We start from the raw sequence: 16,759 nt of genomic DNA on the forward strand, positions 1-16,759 counted from the left end.
AAATTAATAACTCTCATAAAAAAAACGAGATTTCGATCTCAAAACATACAATCAAAAATGCTTAAAAATCCGCCTTGCCGAAGGACAAAATGGCATTTCATTTTTTCACAAACGGTTTTTCGATTTTCAACAATGCACTTTGGATTAGCGCCTACAGCGCAAGGAAACGGTCTATGAATAACTCTCGTGTGTCTTCAGTAGGAAAAAAAAGTTTACTGGCTGCCATTGTCACAGCCGCACTGATGGCTACCTCTGCCTATGCAGCAGTAGAAACTGATGCCGCAACAACCGGTTGGGCAACGCAAAACGGCGGCACTACCGGTGGCGCGAAGGCAGCAAAAGCAGTTGAAGTAAAAAACATTAGCGACTTTAAAAAAGCCCTGAATGGAACTGACTCATCACCCAAAATCATCAAAGTAACCGGACCAATTGATATCAGTGGTGGCAAAGCCTACACCAGCTTTGACGACCAGAAGGCCCGCAGCCAGATCAGCATTCCGTCCAATACCACCATTATCGGTGTTGGTAGCAATGGTAAATTCACCAACGGTTCACTGGTTATCAAGGGCGTGAGCAACGTTATCCTGCGTAACCTGTATATCGAAACCCCGGTGGATGTCGCGCCGCATTATGAAACCGGTGATGGCTGGAACGCCGAGTGGGATGCAGCCGTTATCGACAACTCTACCAACGTCTGGGTTGACCATGTCACCATCAGCGATGGTAGCTTCACTGACGATAAATACACCACCAAAGATGGTGAAAAATACGTTCAACACGACGGCGCACTGGATATCAAGAAAGGCTCTGACTACGTCACTATTTCTTACAGCCGCTTCGAACTGCACGACAAAACCATCCTGATCGGCCACAGCGACAGTAACGGCTCTCAGGATTCCGGCAAACTGCGCGTCACCTTCCACAACAACGTGTTTGACCGCGTAACCGAACGTACTCCACGCGTACGTTTCGGTAGCATCCACGCTTACAACAACGTATATCTGGGCGACGTGAAGCACAGCGTCTATCCTTACCTGTACAGCTTCGGCCTGGGCACCAGCGGTAGCATCCTGTCTGAAGCTAACTCCTTCACGCTCTCCAACCTGAAGAGCATTGATGGTAAGAACCCGGAATGCAGCATCGTGAAGCAATTCAACAGCAAGGTCTTCTCCGATAAAGGCTCACTGGTTAATGGCTCGTCAACCACTAATCTGGACACTTGTGGCCTCACCGCTTACAAACCGACTCTGCCGTACAAATATTCGGCTCAGACTATGACCAGCAGCCTGGCTACCAGCATCAACAACAACGCAGGCTACGGCAAACTGTAATTTCCCCTGCCGACAACAGCGGCCACTCCATCGAGTGGCCGCTTATTACATCAATCGCAGGCAGAAGAGGTCGCCACCATGTTTACCACTACCTGGCAACGGACGCTTTTCCTCAGCACGCTGTTTTGTTGTATGCCCTCTGCTGTTGTGCTGGCGGCAGGCACCACCTCGGACACACCGTCTTCCGCCACACAGCCGGTATTGGCTGTCGCGACGCTGGCTCCCAACACGCTGATTAGTGGTCAGGTGATGTATCGTGACATACGCTTTCCAGCCACCTTGCTTATCAAAGACCAACGTGGCACAGAGCGCAGCCTGAAAACCGATATCCAGGGGCGGTTTTATGCCGAGGTCTCTTCAATGGTCACACCGCTGCGTCTGTCCGTCATTGAAGCTGGTGGACAACATTGCCTGACGAGTAATCAGCTTCGCGCCGTTTGCCTGGGCGCACTGGTACCGCAGTTGCGCGACGGCCATGAAAATCGTATCAATATCAATCCGCTGACCGATCGTATTTTATCTGACGTCGCCACATCAGCCGGTTATATTGGACCGCAGCAACTACTTAATGCCACCACGCTACCCACCTTGTCCGTCGCAGCCTGGGAAACCGCTTATCGTGAATTCCATAACGGTTTTGATGATGCACTGAAACAGGCGGGTATTACCGACCCCACCCAGTTCGATCCATTAACCTATCCGAATACGCTGACCCCGGCCTTTACGAAGATCCTCCAGGTGACCAACCATGCCCGTAATTATCACAATGATAGCGGTGAGGCTGGCCATACGGTGCTAACCGACATCGGATTCCACCCGATTGTCGGATTAAACGCCTCCGGCAGTTATGAACCGTTAGATCTCGCCAGCGCCAGCCAGCAGCGCAAAGCACTGGAACAGGCTCGAACCCGTATTTTCATCGTGAGCGACTCGACGGCAGCAACCTACGAGAAAGCGCGTTTTCCGCGTATGGGCTGGGGACAGGTCTTTGAACAACAGTTACGCCCAGACAGCCATCTCGCCGTCGTCAACGGTGCTCGTTCAGGACGCAGTTCACGCGATTTTTATTACGAAGGGTGGTTCCGTCAGATGGAGCCATTCATGCGGCCAGGTGATTACCTGTTTATCGGTATGGGACATAACGATCAAAACTGCGATAGCCAGAAAGCCGTTCGCGGGGCTGCAGATGTCGCCAACCTTTGCACCTACCCCAACAGTGCGGATGGCAAGCCGCAATATCCGCAGGGCAAACCGGATATGTCGTTCCAGATTTCGCTGGAACGCTACATCCGTTACGCACGGGCACATCGTATGATACCGGTGTTGTTGACCCCGACAGCCCGCGTCAAAAACGCTGACGGAAAAAATGGAACACCGGCTGTTCACAGTCATCTGACAAAACAGAACAAAGCAGGCGGCTATGCCTTTGTTGGCGATTACACTCAGACCATTCGCGATACCGCCAGCAAGAACAAGGTGCCGCTATTGGATGTAGAAACTGCAACGCTAGCGCTGGCTAATCAGGGTGATGGACAGCAGTGGCAACAATACTGGCTGGCCGTCGATCCGGAGCGCTACCCTTATTACCGCGATCAGGCTGGCAGCCTGACTCAACCTGATACCACCCACTTCCAGCAAAAGGGCGCGCAGGCGGTCGCCGCGATAGTCGCAGACCAGATCAAAGCAACCCCTTCGCTACGGGAATTGGCCAGTAAGCTGCAGGCAACGGATCGCTAATGCGGAGAAATCACGTTTTAGGCAAAGCAACGTTTTATTGGATGTTGTCTGTTCATAAAACATCTGGACTTCTGTCACCTACCACTAAAGGAATATGTGTATGTTAAAAACGCTCTCTGGAACTCTTGCGCTGTCGTTGATGGTCGCCCTCAGCGTTCATCAGGCTCAGGCAGCCACCACCTATAATGCTGTGGTGTCAAAAACCGCCAGCGACGGCAAAACGTTTAAAACCATCGCCGATGCTATCGCCAGCGCACCGGCCGGTAGCTCGTCGTTTGTCATTCTGATCAAAAATGGCGTCTATAACGAGCGCCTGACCATTACCCGTAATAACCTGCATCTGAAAGGGGAAAGCCGTAACGGCACTGTTATCGCCGCAGCGATAGCCGCAGGAACACTGAAGTCGGACGGCAGCAAATGGGGAACCGCAGGCAGCAGCACGGTGACCATCAGCGCCAAAGATTTCAGCGCCCAATCACTGACTATCCGCAATGATTTTGACTTCCCGGCCAACCAGGCCAAAAGTGACAGTGACAGTACTAAAATCAAGGATACTCAGGCCGTTGCGCTTTACGTGACCAAAAGCGGCGACCGCGCTTACTTCAACGATGTGAGCCTGGTCGGCTATCAGGACACGCTATATGTGTCTGGTGGGCGCAGCTTCTTCTCTGACTGTCGAATCAGCGGCACCGTTGACTTTATCTTTGGCGACGGCACAGCCCTGTTCAATAACTGTGATCTGGTATCACGCTACCGTGCCGATGTGAAAAGCGGCGTTTCTGGCTACCTGACCGCACCTAGCACCAACATCAACCAGAAGTATGGTCTGGTGATCACCAACAGCCGCGTAATTAAAGAAAGCGACTCGGTTCCAGCGCAGAGCTATGGGCTGGGGCGCCCTTGGCATCCGACAACGACCTTCTCTGATGGACGTTACGCGGACCCGAACGCCATTGGACAGACGGTATTCCTGAACACCAGCATGGATAACCATATTTACGGCTGGGACAAGATGTCCGGCAAAGACAAAGACGGCAATACCATCTGGTTCTATCCGGAAGATTCCCGTTTCTTCGAGTACAAATCTTATGGTGCCGGTGCTGCAAAAAGCTCAGCGCGTCGGCAGTTGACCGATACGCAGGCAGCGGAATACACCCAAAGCAAAATACTGGGTGACTGGACGCCAACACTCCCCTGACCGATTACCGTGTTGCTGATAACAAACAGCCAGCCGATAACGGCTGGCTGTTTTACTTTCGATGTGCCGAAAGTAACCGGTCAGATAGCGGTTTCATCCTCTTCACCGGTACGGATACGGATCACGCGGGCGACATCAAATACAAAGATCTTGCCATCACCGATCTTACCGGTCTGTGCAGTAGTCATGATCGTTTCCACACAGGTATCCACGATATCGTCAGACACCACGATCTCAATTTTTACTTTCGGCAGAAAATCCACCATGTATTCCGCGCCACGGTACAGCTCGGTATGGCCTTTCTGGCGCCCGAATCCTTTTACTTCTGTTACGGTCATCCCGGTGATACCGACTTCAGCTAACGCCTCGCGTACATCATCCAGTTTGAACGGTTTAATAATTGCATCAATTTTTTTCATGGTGAAATCCTAATCATCACTATGTAGCGGCAAGAGCCAGCACGGCGAAATCATGATCGGCCATGCAATTCACAATAACTTAACACTATTCTTTAAAATCGTTGGCGTCCAGTTCGTGCCGCGCCAACAATTTGTAAAATTCGGTACGGTTACGCCCGGCCATACGTGCGGCCTGCGTGACGTTGCCTTTCGCAATTTGCAGCAATTTTCGCAGATAATTGAGCTCAAATTGGTTACGTGCTTCAGCAAACGTAGGTAATGCCGTATTTTCCCCTTCCAGCGCCTGCTCTACCAGTGCATCACCAATGACCGGCGCACTGGTCAGCGCGACGCATTGCTCAATGACATTGACCAGTTGCCGCACATTGCCGGGCCAACTGGCCGCCATCAAGCGTTTCATGGCATCGGTCGAAAAGCTGCGCACAAAAGGCTTATGCCGGGTCGCCGCTTCACGCAGCAAATGGTTCGCCAACAATGGAATATCTTCTGCGCGTTCATTCAATGCCGGAAGCTTGAGATTCACCACATTGAGGCGGTAGTAAAGATCCTCACGGAACTCGCCTTTTTCCATCGCCTTGGGCAAATCCCGATGCGTAGCGGAGATGATCCGTACATTGATATCCTGATCCCGGTTACTCCCAAGCGGCCTGACCTTGCGCTCTTGCAACACACGTAGCAGCTTCACCTGCAATGCCAGCGGCATATCACCGATTTCATCCAGAAACAGCGTCCCGCCTTCCGCCGCCTGAAATAACCCTTCACGCTGGCTGACAGCACCGGTAAAAGCGCCTCTGGCATGGCCGAACAGCTCTGACTCCAGCAACGGCTCCGGCAATGCGCCACAGTTGATGGCGATAAATGGCCGTCCCGCACGCGGGCTGGCAGCGTGAATCGCCTGTGCCAGGACTTCTTTTCCCGTACCACTCTGGCCGTTAATCAGCACGCTGACATCTGACTGCGCCACCATTTTGGCCTGTTCGAGCAGACGTTGCATAATTGGGCTGCGAGTCACCACCGCGGCGCGCCAGCTTTCATCGCTGGTCGGCGGTGAAAGTTTGAGTGCATCATCAATCGCTTTATACAGCGCATCACGATCGACCGGTTTCGTCAGAAAGCTGAACACCCCTTGCTGTGTTGCCGCCACCGCCTCAGGAATAGACCCGTGAGCAGTTAAAATGATCACTGGCATGCCCGGCTGATTCTTCTGAATTTCAGCAAACAACGCCAATCCATCCATTTCATCCATGCGCAAGTCGCTGATCACCAGATCAATTTTTTCCCGCAACAGCAATCGTAGCGCTTCCTGACCACTGGTTGCCGTAATCACGGTAAATCCTTCGCTGGTCAGGCGCATCCCCAGTAATTTCAGCAGACTGGGGTCATCGTCTACCAACAGCAGGGTGGCGGATTTTCTGGTGGTCATTCGCTTTTCATTCCTTTTTTCGCCACAGCCGGCGGTGCTTCACTCTCAGCGCTTTTCCCCCGACGGCTTTCACCATCAGGCAAATCCCCCTGTGTCGGTTTACGCGATGACAGTTGGCGTTCAATATCGGTCAAATTCTCCAGTTTACGCGTCGTGGTTTCCAGTTGTGACTGTAACTGCGTCTGCTGCTCGTGCATCGCTTCCAGCTGTTTATCGCTGTTTTCCAGCGTACGCTGAAAACGCTGACGTTCATCCGCCAGGGTCAATATCAGATTCTGTTTATCCAGCCAGACCTGAAACAACGGCAATAACGTCAGTGGCACATTCAACCGCTGACGATTCAGTTGTTCAATAATCTGTTGACGTTCTTGCGGGGTGGTTTCGGCATTGTCCAGCAAGATGGCCTGACGGAATAACCCACTCCAGTCATTTTCACCGACCAACAGCGTCTGTTGCCGGGCCTGCATCGGTGTCATACGTGAAGCACACTCCATGACGCGCAACCAGTACAGCGCATTATTCATCGCGTCGGCATTGTGGAGTGGCCATAACTGTTCACATGACATGGTGCGATAGTCTGCAACTTGTGCTTTAGGCGGGCTGACGATTTCAGCCTCTCGCCGACCAACAGGTGGGTTATCACTATCCTGAGCACAACCGGCAAGCAAAAACAGCAAGGGCAAACCAGTCAGCAGTTTTTTCAGCGCGGCAATCACCTCCAGACCGGGTAACAGCACCACCAGGCTTCGTAACGGCAGAAGGCTCAACAACCGTGCAATCATGGTTAATTCTCAGTGTTTAATGGTAATTCAATACGGAAACAGACATCGGCATACTCCACCGCCACCAGATTCAGTTCACCCTGCATACGGCGGATACAGTCCTGTGCAATGCTTAACCCCAGACCACTGCCTTTTACCGCGCCTTTACGCTGGTGGGCACCCTGATAAAAAGGTTCAAAGATCATACTTTTGTCTGATTCAGAAATGGGAGTGCCGCTGTTAGCGACGTCAATCTGAACCCGGTTCTCTATCTGGCGGCTGCGGATCCAAATGTTACCGGATTCCTGACCATAGTGCACCGCATTGGAATAGAGATTATCCATCACCCGCATCAACAATGTGGTTTCCGCACGACACGTCTTCGCATTCAGTTCGACATGCGTTTGCATCAGTTTGCTGCGAGCCGGCAGGCTATGCGCGGCAACCACCATATTGACGATATCGTTGACATCTACCTGTTCAAGCCCGGCCGGTGCATCCGCCAGCTTGCGGTTATAGTCGAGCAACTGCTCGATCAGTTGCTGCAAGTGGCGGCTGCTATTATCCAGAATGGCGACCACCTCTTTCTGGTCGTCTGTTAGCGTGCCCACCACTTCATCAGCCAACAACGCCGCGCCTTCACGCAGGCTCGCCAGTGGCGTTTTTAGCTCATGGGATAAGTGGCGCAAAAATTCATGACGCTGGGCTTCCAGCCAAGAAAGGCGCTCACTTAGCCAAATGATCCGCTGTGCCAGGGAGCGAATTTCCGTCGGCCCCCTAAAATTGATGAGCTGGCCTAACGGCCGACCTTCCCCCAGCCGATTAATCATTCTCTCGACGCCTTTCACCGGCCCGATGATCATCCGAGTAAACAGCATCACCAACAGCACACTGACCAGAAACAACACCAGTGCCTGCCAGCCGAAGAAGCGGCCACGCTCAGCGATATCCTGCTGCAACTGCTGCCCCCGCGAGAAAATCACTTCACGTGTGGCCTGCACCATCTGGGCATTGGTTCGAGAGAAGTTATCCAGTACGGTAATAGACGCGGCTGCCGGGCCGTTGTTCTGACAACGGATATCGGTCAGTTCCGTCAGGTATTGCCGCAGATTTTGATAATAAGACGGGTCAGGCAAAATCGGCGCATGCACGTCCAGCATCTGGGAATACTGCTTACGCTGATTTTGATACAGCTGCGACAAGGTCTGATCGCCCAGCACGCAAAACTGACGATAGCTACGTTCCATGCTGATAGCCGTAGTGGTCATGGCTTCGCTGCGCCGTGCATCAGCCAGTGTGGTGCTATTGATCCCCGCCGCCTGTTCACTGAGGTGATCCAAACTCTCATAGGCCTGATAAGCCAATACCAGCAACGGCAACAAGACCAACAGGAAGGCCATAATGACCAATTGCCGCAAAGAGCGTGGAAAAAAACGCCAACGTTTCAACGAAATCATATCGTTACCTGCCAAAGGACACCGTCTGATACCTCGCCCGCCATTGTACGCGTTATCAGTATCAGCTCAAATGCAGACCATCAGTATCTTGGGAAGACGGCCGCAATCATGCCATGCAACCCTGCAAATTGCGGTAGTCAGAAAGGAACGAACGCGCAACAGGCGCTGGGAGTGACTCGGTGAATGCCCCAAAACAAAACCCGGTCACACAGTAACTGTCTGACCGGGTCTCTGAATAGGCGGTGCCTCACTCAACGTGTCGCCCGATGTGTGATAAAGCCCGAGGGCAGTTATCAATAATGCTGGACGATAGGCACCTTATCTTTTGGCATCATTCCGAGCGTTATGAGCATGTTTTTTACATTGCTATCATAACCAGTTGAATGAGCAGCGCACTTATTATGCACTCATCGTGCCAGTTTTCAACTTAAATAATCAATGCATTGAAATAAAAAGAAAAATAAAAATAACACGCCGAAGATATTAATAATACAGCCTGAACGCTTTCCGCGATTCCTCCGCTATTCGGTGAAATCAGGGCTTTTTGTCGCTAAAAAAAGACACCCTAATACCCATTAAAAATAATTCTTTAGAATCAATAAAATAAATGTCACCTTTTGGAGACACTCAATCATGCTGTTGTCGCTGATTTGAGACAAAAAAAGAAAGGGGCCGAAGCCCCTTTCTTATCAACGCTGTATTCGAATACATCACCCCAACTGGCGGCGAGCATTACGGAACATACGCATCCACGGGCTATCTTCGCCCCACTCTTCCGGGTGCCATGAGTTACTCACGGTGCGGAACACTCGTTCCGGGTGTGGCATCATCACCGTGGCACGGCCACTCACGCTGGTCACCGCCGTGATACCATTCGGCGAGCCATTCGGGTTAGCCGGGTAATCTTCCGTCGCCTGACCATAATTATTCACGTAACGCAGTGCCACCAGCTGATGCTGTTCCAGTGCAGACAGCTGGCTGTCGTCACGGACTTCTACACGACCTTCGCCATGCGACACAGCGATCGGCATACGAGAACCCGCCATATCCTGCAGGAACAATGATGGGCTGCTGGTCACTTCTACCAGGCTGAAACGCGCTTCAAACCGGTCAGATTTATTACGAACAAAACGCGGCCAATGCTCCGCCCCTGGGATCAGCTCACGCAGGTTGGACATCATCTGACAACCGTTACAGACCCCCAGTGCCAGCGTTTGCGGACGCAGGAAGAATGCAGCGAATTCATCGCGCACCCGATCGTTGAATAGAATGGATTTCGCCCAGCCTTCACCCGCGCCCAGGACGTCGCCATAAGAGAAGCCACCACACGCGACAAGCGCCTGGAAGTCTTGCAGATTACGACGACCGGCGAGCAGGTCGCTCATATGAATATCAATGGCATCAAACCCAGCGCGATGGAACGCCGCCGCCATTTCTACATGCGAGTTGACGCCTTGCTCACGCAAGACCGCCACCTTCGGACGCGCCTGACGGCTGATAAATGGTGCGGCAATGTCTTCGCGCAGGTCGAAAGTCAATGCGACATTCAGCCCCGGATCGTTGTCATCAGATTTCGCGTGGTGCTCCTGATCCGCGCACTGTGGGTTATCACGCAGACGCTGCATTTGCCAGGTCGTCTCCGCCCACCAGTTACGCAGTGTAGTGCGGCTTTCGTGGTACACCACATCGTTACCACTGTGAATGATGAAGTGGTTGCCCGCTTGTGCCCGTCCCAGATAGTGCACGCACTCTGCCAGACCGTGTTCAGCCAACACCTGTTCGACTTCGGCACGGCGAGAGGCCTCTATCTGGATAACAGCGCCCAGCTCTTCGTTGAACAGCACAGCCAACGCATCTTCACCCATAGAACTGATGTCGACTTTCACGCCACAATGGCCGGCAAACGCCATTTCGGCCAACGTGACCAGCAAACCGCCGTCTGAGCGGTCGTGGTATGCCAGCAGTGCCTTGTTCGCCACCAATGTCTGCATGGCATTGAAGAAGCCAGCCAGCTGTGCCGGATTACGCACATCCGCCGTTTTACGACCCAGTTGACGATAAACCTGAGCCAGTGCTGTCGCGCCCAATGCGTGATGTCCGGCACCCAGATCGATCATCAGCAGTACGTTGTCTTTGTCGGTACGCAACTGCGGTGTAACGGTATGGCGTACATCTTCTACGCGGGCAAACGCAGAAATCACCAGCGATAACGGCGCAGTTACCGATTTATCTTCGCCATTTTCCTGCCAGCGGGTTTTCATCGACATGGAGTCTTTACCCACCGGAATCGTCAGTCCCAGTGCCGGACAGAGTTCTTCACCAACCGCCTTCACCGCCTCGTACAAACCCGCGTCTTCACCCGGATGCCCGGCTGCCGCCATCCAGTTGGCAGACAGTTTCACACGCTTCAAGTCGCCAATATGCGTCGCGGCGATGTTAGTCAGTGCTTCCCCTACCGCCAGACGCGCTGATGCAGCAAAGTTACGCAATGCCACTGGCGCTCGTTCGCCGATTGACATCGCTTCACCGTAATAGCTATCCAGGCTGGCGGTTGTCACGGCGCAATCTGCCACCGGTATCTGCCACGGCCCAACCATTTGGTCACGTGCCACCATCCCGGTCACCGTACGATCACCAATGGTAATAAGGAAGGTTTTCTCAGCCACCGCAGGCAAATGCAGCACGCGTTCAACCGCTTCCGCCAGATAAATGCCTTCGCGATTCAGTGGGGTGCCTTCAACGTCTTTACGCTCAACATCACGCAGCATTTTCGGCGTTTTGCCCAGCAGTACGTCCAGCGGCATGTCGATCGGCTTATTGTTGAAGTGGCGATCGCTGAGTGTCAGGTGCTGTTCTTCCGTCGCTTCACCAATGACGGCATAAGGCGCGCGCTCACGACGACAAATTTCATCAAACAGCGCCAGTTGTTCCGGCGCTACCGCCAGCACGTAACGTTCCTGCGATTCGTTACACCAGACTTCCAACGGGCTCATCCCAGGTTCATCATTCAGAATATCGCGCAGTTCGAAACGACCACCGCGACCACCGTCGCTGACCAGTTCCGGCATGGCGTTGGACAGGCCACCGGCACCGACGTCATGGATAAACAGGATCGGGTTTTGCTCGCCAAGCTGCCAGCAGCGATCGATAACCTCCTGACAACGGCGCTCCATTTCCGGGTTGTCGCGTTGCACCGAGGCAAAATCCAGATCCGCGTCAGACTGGCCTGATGCCATGGACGATGCAGCACCGCCCCCCAGACCAATATTCATTGCAGGCCCGCCCAGCACGATCAATTTGGCACCAATGCTAATTTCGCCTTTCTTGACGTGTTCCGCACGGATGTTGCCGATCCCGCCCGCCAGCATGATAGGTTTGTGATAACCGCGCACTTCAACGCCGTTATGACTGTCTACCGCTTCTTCATAGGTACGGAAATAGCCGGTCAATGCCGGACGGCCAAATTCGTTATTAAAGGCAGCGCCACCCAGTGGGCCATCGGTCATGATATCCAGCGCACTGACAATGCGGTCCGGCTTACCGAAATCCTGCTCCCACGGCTGAACAAAGCCGGGAATACGCAGGTTAGATACCGAGAACCCGACCAGACCGGCTTTCGGTTTCGCGCCTCGTCCAGTTGCGCCTTCATCACGGATTTCACCACCGGAACCAGTCGCGGCACCCGGCCACGGTGAAATAGCCGTCGGATGGTTATGGGTTTCCACTTTCATCAAGATGTGAGCGTCTTCCTGATGGTAGGCATAAGCGCCTTGTGGGTCAGGGAAGAAACGGCCTACCGCCGATCCTTCCATCACTGCCGCATTGTCCTTATAGGCAGACAACACATAGTCCGGTGTATGCTCAAAGGTGTTTTTGATCATCTTGAACAGCGACTTCGGCTGTGTTTCACCATTGATGACCCAATCGGCATTGAAGATTTTATGGCGGCAGTGCTCAGAATTCGCCTGAGCAAACATATAGAGTTCGATATCGGTTGGATTGCGCCCCAGTTTAGTAAAGGCTTCCAGCAGATAATCCATTTCATCATCAGCCAGCGCCAGCCCCAAACGCAGGTTGGCCTCCTCCAGCGCCGGGCGGCCCTGGAGCAAAATTTCCACCCGTTTCAGTGGTGCAGGCTGGTGCTGAGAGAACAGCAGGTTAGCCTGTTGCAGGTCGTCAAAGACGCTTTCCATCATGCGATCATGGAGCAGTGCAGACAGTTCTTTCCACTGGGCATCACTTAATGTCGGCGCATGAATGTAAAACGCCAGGCCGCGTTCCAGACGACGAATTTTCTGCAGGCCGCAATTGTGCGTAATGTCGGTAGCCTTGGAAGACCAGGGAGAAATGGTGCCCGGACGCGGGGTCACCAGAATCAGCCGCCCGGTAGGCTCATGCTCAGCGAGAGAAGGCCCGTACTTCAGCAGGCGGCTCAGTCGTGACTGTTCTTCATGGTTTAGCGGAGCGTTCACATCGGCGAAGTGGACGTATTCGGCATAAATGTCGCTAACGGGCAGTTGGTATTCCTTGCACCGGGCCAACAGTTTATTGATACGGAAAGCCGATAAGGCCGGTGAACCACGCAGTATTTCCATCATCTAAATTTCTCTCGTCTTCGAGGCACCGGAGACAGTGCGTCAGGGCGCTACAGGGGGGAAACGCGGGCTATTATAGAGAATAGTGGCGCGTGACGAAACCGTTTGCGTAGCGATTGTTAAACATTGCAGAGGTTCGGTGGTCAAACAATAGACAAACGAATAACAGTTGCACACTGGCGGTTTGTTAAGCAAAATGCCCCCCGACTCTGGGACAGACGTAATAAGAAACTGCCGTTACAGACAGACAGGCCAACTGGCCGCCGAGAGACAACTCATTGAAGCGTTTAACGATAAATTATGTTTTCATCGGGGTAATCGCTTTGCTGTTGACGCTGGCACTGTGGCCAAATATTCCCTGGCGCAGTCATCAGGACGTCCAGTTAAGGCAAATCCTTTCACGTGGCGAGCTACGCATCAGCACCGTGACCTCTCCGTTGACCTATACCCTCAGCAACGGTTCCCCCACCGGGCTGGATTATGAACTGGCCAAGCGATTCGCCGACTACCTCGGCGTGCGGCTGGTGGTTTCCGTGCGTCAAAATGTTGACGATTTATTCAGCGATCTGGATAACGACAATGCCGACCTGTTGGCGGCAGGCCTCATCTATAACCAGGAGCGTCTGAACCGTTTCCAGGCAGGCCCTTCCTATTATTCGGTGTCACAGCAACTGGTCTACCGTATGGGGAGCGCTCGTCCCACTTCACTGGATAAAATGCAGGGTAAACTGACCGTACTGTCTGGCTCGGCACATGCCGCTACCTTGCGCGATCTCAAAGCCGAAAAATATCCGCAACTGAGTTGGGAAGTCGCCACCGATGTCTCTGAGCTGGATCTCCTAAAACAAGTAGCGGATGGAAAGCTGGATTACACCATCGCTGATTCAATCAACATTGGTCTGATGCAACGAATCCACCCCCAGCTGGCGGTGTCATTCGATCTTAGCGACGAAGAGCCGGTTACCTGGTATATGCGGCAAAACCGCGATGACAGCCTATCTGCGGCACTGCTCGACTTCTTTAGTCAGGTGATGGAAGACGGCACCCTCGCCCGTCTGGAGGAGAAGTATCTGGGGCACGTCGGCGAATTCGACTATGTGGATACCACCACATTCCTCAGCGCTATCGACAACACATTGCCGGGTTTACGCCCGCTGTTCGAGAAATACGCCCGGGAAATAGACTGGAAACTGCTGGCGGCAATTTCTTATCAGGAATCGCACTGGAACCCGCTGGCAACCTCGCCAACCGGGGTACGTGGTTTGATGATGCTAACGCGCAATACCGCTGAAAGTCTGGATGTGGTCAACCGGCTCAATCCGGAGGAAAGCATTCGCGGCGGTGCCAGATATTTAAGCCAAATGATGCAGCAGGTACCTGCCACCATCCCGGTAGATGAGCGTATCTGGTTTGCGCTGGCAGCCTATAATATGGGGTACGCGCATATGATGGATGCCCGTAAGTTGACAGAAAAACAGCAGGGAAATCCAGACAGTTGGGCAGACGTCAAAATACGCCTGCCAATGTTGAGTCAGAAACGCTACTACTCCCAGACAGCCAACGGTTATGCGCGTGGTCAGGAGGCTTACGACTATGTGGAAAATATCCGACGCTACATGGTCAGCCTGGTGGGGTATCTTTCAGAGAAAGAAAGCCGTGCGTTACAACAGCAACTGGCTGGCAGCGCCTACCCCGCCGTACCACCAGAGCAATTGACCGCCACGCGTTCCCGTTGACCTATCCCCCACTGGTTCACTGCGGTTTGGCTCACTACGATTCAGTTACTGCGGTTCGGGCGGCGTTATTCTGAACGCTCGATTCAGGCCGAAGTATCATGTGACGTATCACGTCCGGCGCGCGCTTCGCGCTGCTGCTGGCGGCGCATACGGAAAAAACGACTCAACAGTTCGGAGCACTCTTGCGCCAACACACCGTCGGTAATGGCTATCTGATGGTTCATTCCGGGATGGCGCAGAATATCCACCAGCGAGCCGGCAGCTCCCGTCTTGGCATCCGCCGCACCGTACACCAATCGAGTGATGCGGCTATGAATCATGGCACCGGCACACATCACGCAGGGTTCCAGCGTAATATACAGGGTGGTGTCTAGCAGACGATAGTTCTGCAGCACTTGCCCCCCTTGCTGCAACGCCATGATTTCTGCATGGGCTGTGGGATCATGGCGACCGATCGGTCGATTCCAGCCCTCGCCAATCACCCGATCGCCTTGCACCAGTACCGCGCCAACCGGTACTTCACCTTCGTCCCAGGCTCGTTGTGCCAGCGACAAGGCGTGACGCATCCAGAACTCATCATCCATCGGACTACTCATTATTCCCCTTGGTTTTTTGCATTTTCTTTATATAACGCATCACGCAGATACCCATTGCTTTGTGCTAACCGTTGTCTGGCTTGTTGTGCATCACATCCTGCTACTACCATGACTATCGCCGGTTTGACGTCATAATCGGTTTGCGCCAGACACAGCTGCGCCGTTTCCCGCTCAACCCCAGTGGCCTCCATCAAAATACGGCAGGCTCGATCGACCAATTTCACGTTGGTGGCTTTCACATCCACCATCAGGTTCTGATATACCTTACCCAGTCTCACCATCGCACCGGTGGATATCATATTTAATATCAGTTTTTGTGCTGTGCCGGATTTCAGCCGTGTGGAGCCGGTCAACACTTCTGGCCCCACCAACGGAGAGATCGCGATCTCCGCTTCTTGTGCAATCGGTGAATGGGGATTGCAGGAAATGGCGACGGTGCGACAACCCAGCGTCCGGGCATAACGTAAGCCGCCAATCACGTAGGGTGTTCGCCCTGAGGCGGCAATGCCGATGACGATATCGCGAGAAGTGAGTGTCAGCGCGACCAAATCCGCTTCGCCGAGTGCAGGGTCATCCTCCGCTCCTTCCACCGCCTTTAGCAACGCGCCGGGGCCACCGGCAATCAACCCCACCACCACCCCATGCGGCACGCCAAAGGTCGGTGGACATTCGGATGCGTCCAGCACGCCAAGGCGGCCGCTGGTACCGGCTCCCTGATAAATAATTCGTCCCCCCACCTTCAGGCAACCTGCAGCCGCATCCACCGCCTGAGCAATAGCGGGGAGGACCTTGCGCACCGCTTCCGGCACCCGGTGATCTTCCTGATTGAACAAGGACACCATTTCCAGCGTGGATAACTGATCCAAATTCATGGATGCAGGATGACGTGTTTCTGAAACCAGCGTACCGAAATCGATACTTTTCTCATCGTTTACCATTATCAGCCACCTTGATTACCCGTTTGTTCCGTGCCGTCGGCAAGCACTCATCACTCTGCCGTCTGTCGGACCAATAAAAAACGGCTTGCAAGGTAACTGGCAAGCCGTTTTGTCGGAACTTATCAGCATCAGAAGATTTTATCTTCATCCTCACGGATCAGTGACTCCAGATTACCCAGCTCTTCACGCGCCCGTGCACGATTGATGAGTTTAAGCTGCGCCGCCGCTGGAAAATCCGTGATGTTGATCTGCCCTTTGGTGATCAGCACCTGAATCAAGTCTTCAAGTACACGTACCATTTCCAGATCGCTGCTGCGCAAGCGCTCGATCTTAGCCAGAATAGCCCGCTGGTTATGCAGCCATGCTGCTGCCTCAACTGAATTATCCGGCAGCTCACCATTCATTTCCGGAAACGGCGATCTTTCTACCCTGATAAGATGCCCGTTGCTATCACGCAAAATGTAAAACATACCAAGCCCTTTTTATTAGCAATAGAAGAGAATCCAACGACAGGAGGAGCCTCCGCTCTTGATTAGGATTTCATTTTATTACCGCGCTGCAAGCCGAT

At 53.2% G+C, this 16,759-nt stretch carries 12 protein-coding genes; 4 read left to right on the top strand and 8 right to left on the bottom strand.

Going from position 1 to position 16,759, the window contains the following annotated elements:
- The first annotated feature begins 173 nt into the window (after nucleotides 1–173).
- From pelE1 to pemA, 3 genes are all read left to right on the top strand, one after another.
- Nucleotides 174–1,331 (top strand): pectate lyase PelE1, encoded by a 1,158-nt coding sequence (gene pelE1 / locus DD586_RS15250; protein WP_012885729.1) that lies wholly within the window; start codon nucleotides 174–176, stop codon nucleotides 1,329–1,331.
- A 78-nt stretch (nucleotides 1,332–1,409) separates the two neighbouring features.
- The gene (gene paeY, locus DD586_RS15255; RefSeq protein ID WP_012885730.1) at nucleotides 1,410–3,068 is read left to right on the top strand and encodes a pectin acetylesterase PaeY; all 1,659 of its coding nucleotides are present in this window, start codon (nucleotides 1,410–1,412) and stop codon (nucleotides 3,066–3,068) included.
- A 100-nt stretch (nucleotides 3,069–3,168) separates the two neighbouring features.
- Nucleotides 3,169–4,266, top strand: a complete 1,098-nt coding sequence (pemA, locus tag DD586_RS15260; protein ID WP_012885731.1) for a pectinesterase PemA — start codon at nucleotides 3,169–3,171, stop codon at nucleotides 4,264–4,266.
- Nucleotides 4,267–4,346: 80 nt separating this feature from the next.
- Here the strand turns inward: pemA and glnB are convergent, their stop codons facing one another.
- The 5 genes from glnB to purL form a co-directional block, all read right to left on the bottom strand.
- Nucleotides 4,347–4,685, bottom strand: a complete 339-nt coding sequence (gene glnB, locus DD586_RS15265) for a nitrogen regulatory protein P-II (protein WP_012885732.1) — start codon at nucleotides 4,683–4,685, stop codon at nucleotides 4,347–4,349.
- An 85-nt stretch (nucleotides 4,686–4,770) separates the two neighbouring features.
- Nucleotides 4,771–6,108, bottom strand: coding sequence for a two-component system response regulator GlrR (gene glrR / locus DD586_RS15270; RefSeq protein ID WP_012885733.1), 1,338 nt, complete (start codon nucleotides 6,106–6,108; stop codon nucleotides 4,771–4,773).
- Nucleotides 6,105–6,890, bottom strand: coding sequence for a two-component system QseEF-associated lipoprotein QseG (gene qseG / locus DD586_RS15275; RefSeq protein WP_012885734.1), 786 nt, complete (start codon nucleotides 6,888–6,890; stop codon nucleotides 6,105–6,107). The genes glrR and qseG overlap by 4 nt, the downstream gene beginning before the upstream one ends.
- Before the next feature lie 2 nt (nucleotides 6,891–6,892).
- Complete coding sequence (locus DD586_RS15280) at nucleotides 6,893–8,326, bottom strand: HAMP domain-containing sensor histidine kinase (protein ID WP_012885735.1); 1,434 nt, start codon at nucleotides 8,324–8,326, stop codon at nucleotides 6,893–6,895.
- Nucleotides 8,327–9,036: 710 nt separating this feature from the next.
- Nucleotides 9,037–12,921: a phosphoribosylformylglycinamidine synthase gene (gene purL / locus DD586_RS15285; RefSeq protein ID WP_041165062.1), complete on the bottom strand. Its 3,885-nt coding sequence runs from the start codon at nucleotides 12,919–12,921 to the stop codon at nucleotides 9,037–9,039.
- A 278-nt stretch (nucleotides 12,922–13,199) separates the two neighbouring features.
- Here purL and mltF point away from each other — a divergent pair, with 278 nt between their 5' ends.
- Nucleotides 13,200–14,657, top strand: coding sequence for a membrane-bound lytic murein transglycosylase MltF (mltF, locus tag DD586_RS15290; protein WP_012885737.1), 1,458 nt, complete (start codon nucleotides 13,200–13,202; stop codon nucleotides 14,655–14,657).
- Nucleotides 14,658–14,740: 83 nt separating this feature from the next.
- On the opposite strand, the gene tadA is transcribed toward mltF, so the two are convergent.
- From tadA to DD586_RS15305, 3 genes are all read right to left on the bottom strand, one after another.
- Nucleotides 14,741–15,253, bottom strand: coding sequence for a tRNA adenosine(34) deaminase TadA (gene tadA / locus DD586_RS15295; protein ID WP_012885738.1), 513 nt, complete (start codon nucleotides 15,251–15,253; stop codon nucleotides 14,741–14,743).
- Nucleotides 15,253–16,191 (bottom strand): N-acetylmuramic acid 6-phosphate etherase, encoded by a 939-nt coding sequence (gene murQ / locus DD586_RS15300; protein ID WP_012885739.1) that lies wholly within the window; start codon nucleotides 16,189–16,191, stop codon nucleotides 15,253–15,255. Before murQ ends, tadA begins: the two co-directional genes overlap by 1 nt.
- Nucleotides 16,192–16,319: 128 nt before the next feature.
- Nucleotides 16,320–16,661, bottom strand: coding sequence for a tryptophan synthase subunit beta (locus tag DD586_RS15305; protein ID WP_012885740.1), 342 nt, complete (start codon nucleotides 16,659–16,661; stop codon nucleotides 16,320–16,322).
- Between the last annotated feature and the right edge of the window lie 98 nt (nucleotides 16,662–16,759).

The sequence above is a fragment of the Dickeya parazeae Ech586 genome (genome assembly GCF_000025065.1).
Classification (GTDB): Bacteria; Pseudomonadota; Gammaproteobacteria; order Enterobacterales; family Enterobacteriaceae; genus Dickeya; species Dickeya zeae.

Bases quoted from the DNA above. Each gene is read 5' to 3' on its own strand.
- pelE1 (WP_012885729.1), top strand. From the start codon at position 174: ATGAATAACTCTCGTGTGTCTTCAGTAGGAAAAAAAAGTTTACTGGCT.
- paeY (WP_012885730.1), top strand. From the start codon at position 1,410: ATGTTTACCACTACCTGGCAACGGACGCTTTTCCTCAGCACGCTGTTT.
- pemA (WP_012885731.1), top strand. From the start codon at position 3,169: ATGTTAAAAACGCTCTCTGGAACTCTTGCGCTGTCGTTGATGGTCGCC.
- glnB (WP_012885732.1), bottom strand. From the start codon at position 4,685: ATGAAAAAAATTGATGCAATTATTAAACCGTTCAAACTGGATGATGTA.
- glrR (WP_012885733.1), bottom strand. From the start codon at position 6,108: ATGACCACCAGAAAATCCGCCACCCTGCTGTTGGTAGACGATGACCCC.
- qseG (WP_012885734.1), bottom strand. From the start codon at position 6,890: ATGATTGCACGGTTGTTGAGCCTTCTGCCGTTACGAAGCCTGGTGGTG.
- DD586_RS15280 (WP_012885735.1), bottom strand. From the start codon at position 8,326: ATGATTTCGTTGAAACGTTGGCGTTTTTTTCCACGCTCTTTGCGGCAA.
- purL (WP_041165062.1), bottom strand. From the start codon at position 12,921: ATGGAAATACTGCGTGGTTCACCGGCCTTATCGGCTTTCCGTATCAAT.
- tadA (WP_012885738.1), bottom strand. From the start codon at position 15,253: ATGAGTAGTCCGATGGATGATGAGTTCTGGATGCGTCACGCCTTGTCG.
- murQ (WP_012885739.1), bottom strand. From the start codon at position 16,191: ATGGTAAACGATGAGAAAAGTATCGATTTCGGTACGCTGGTTTCAGAA.
- DD586_RS15305 (WP_012885740.1), bottom strand. From the start codon at position 16,661: ATGTTTTACATTTTGCGTGATAGCAACGGGCATCTTATCAGGGTAGAA.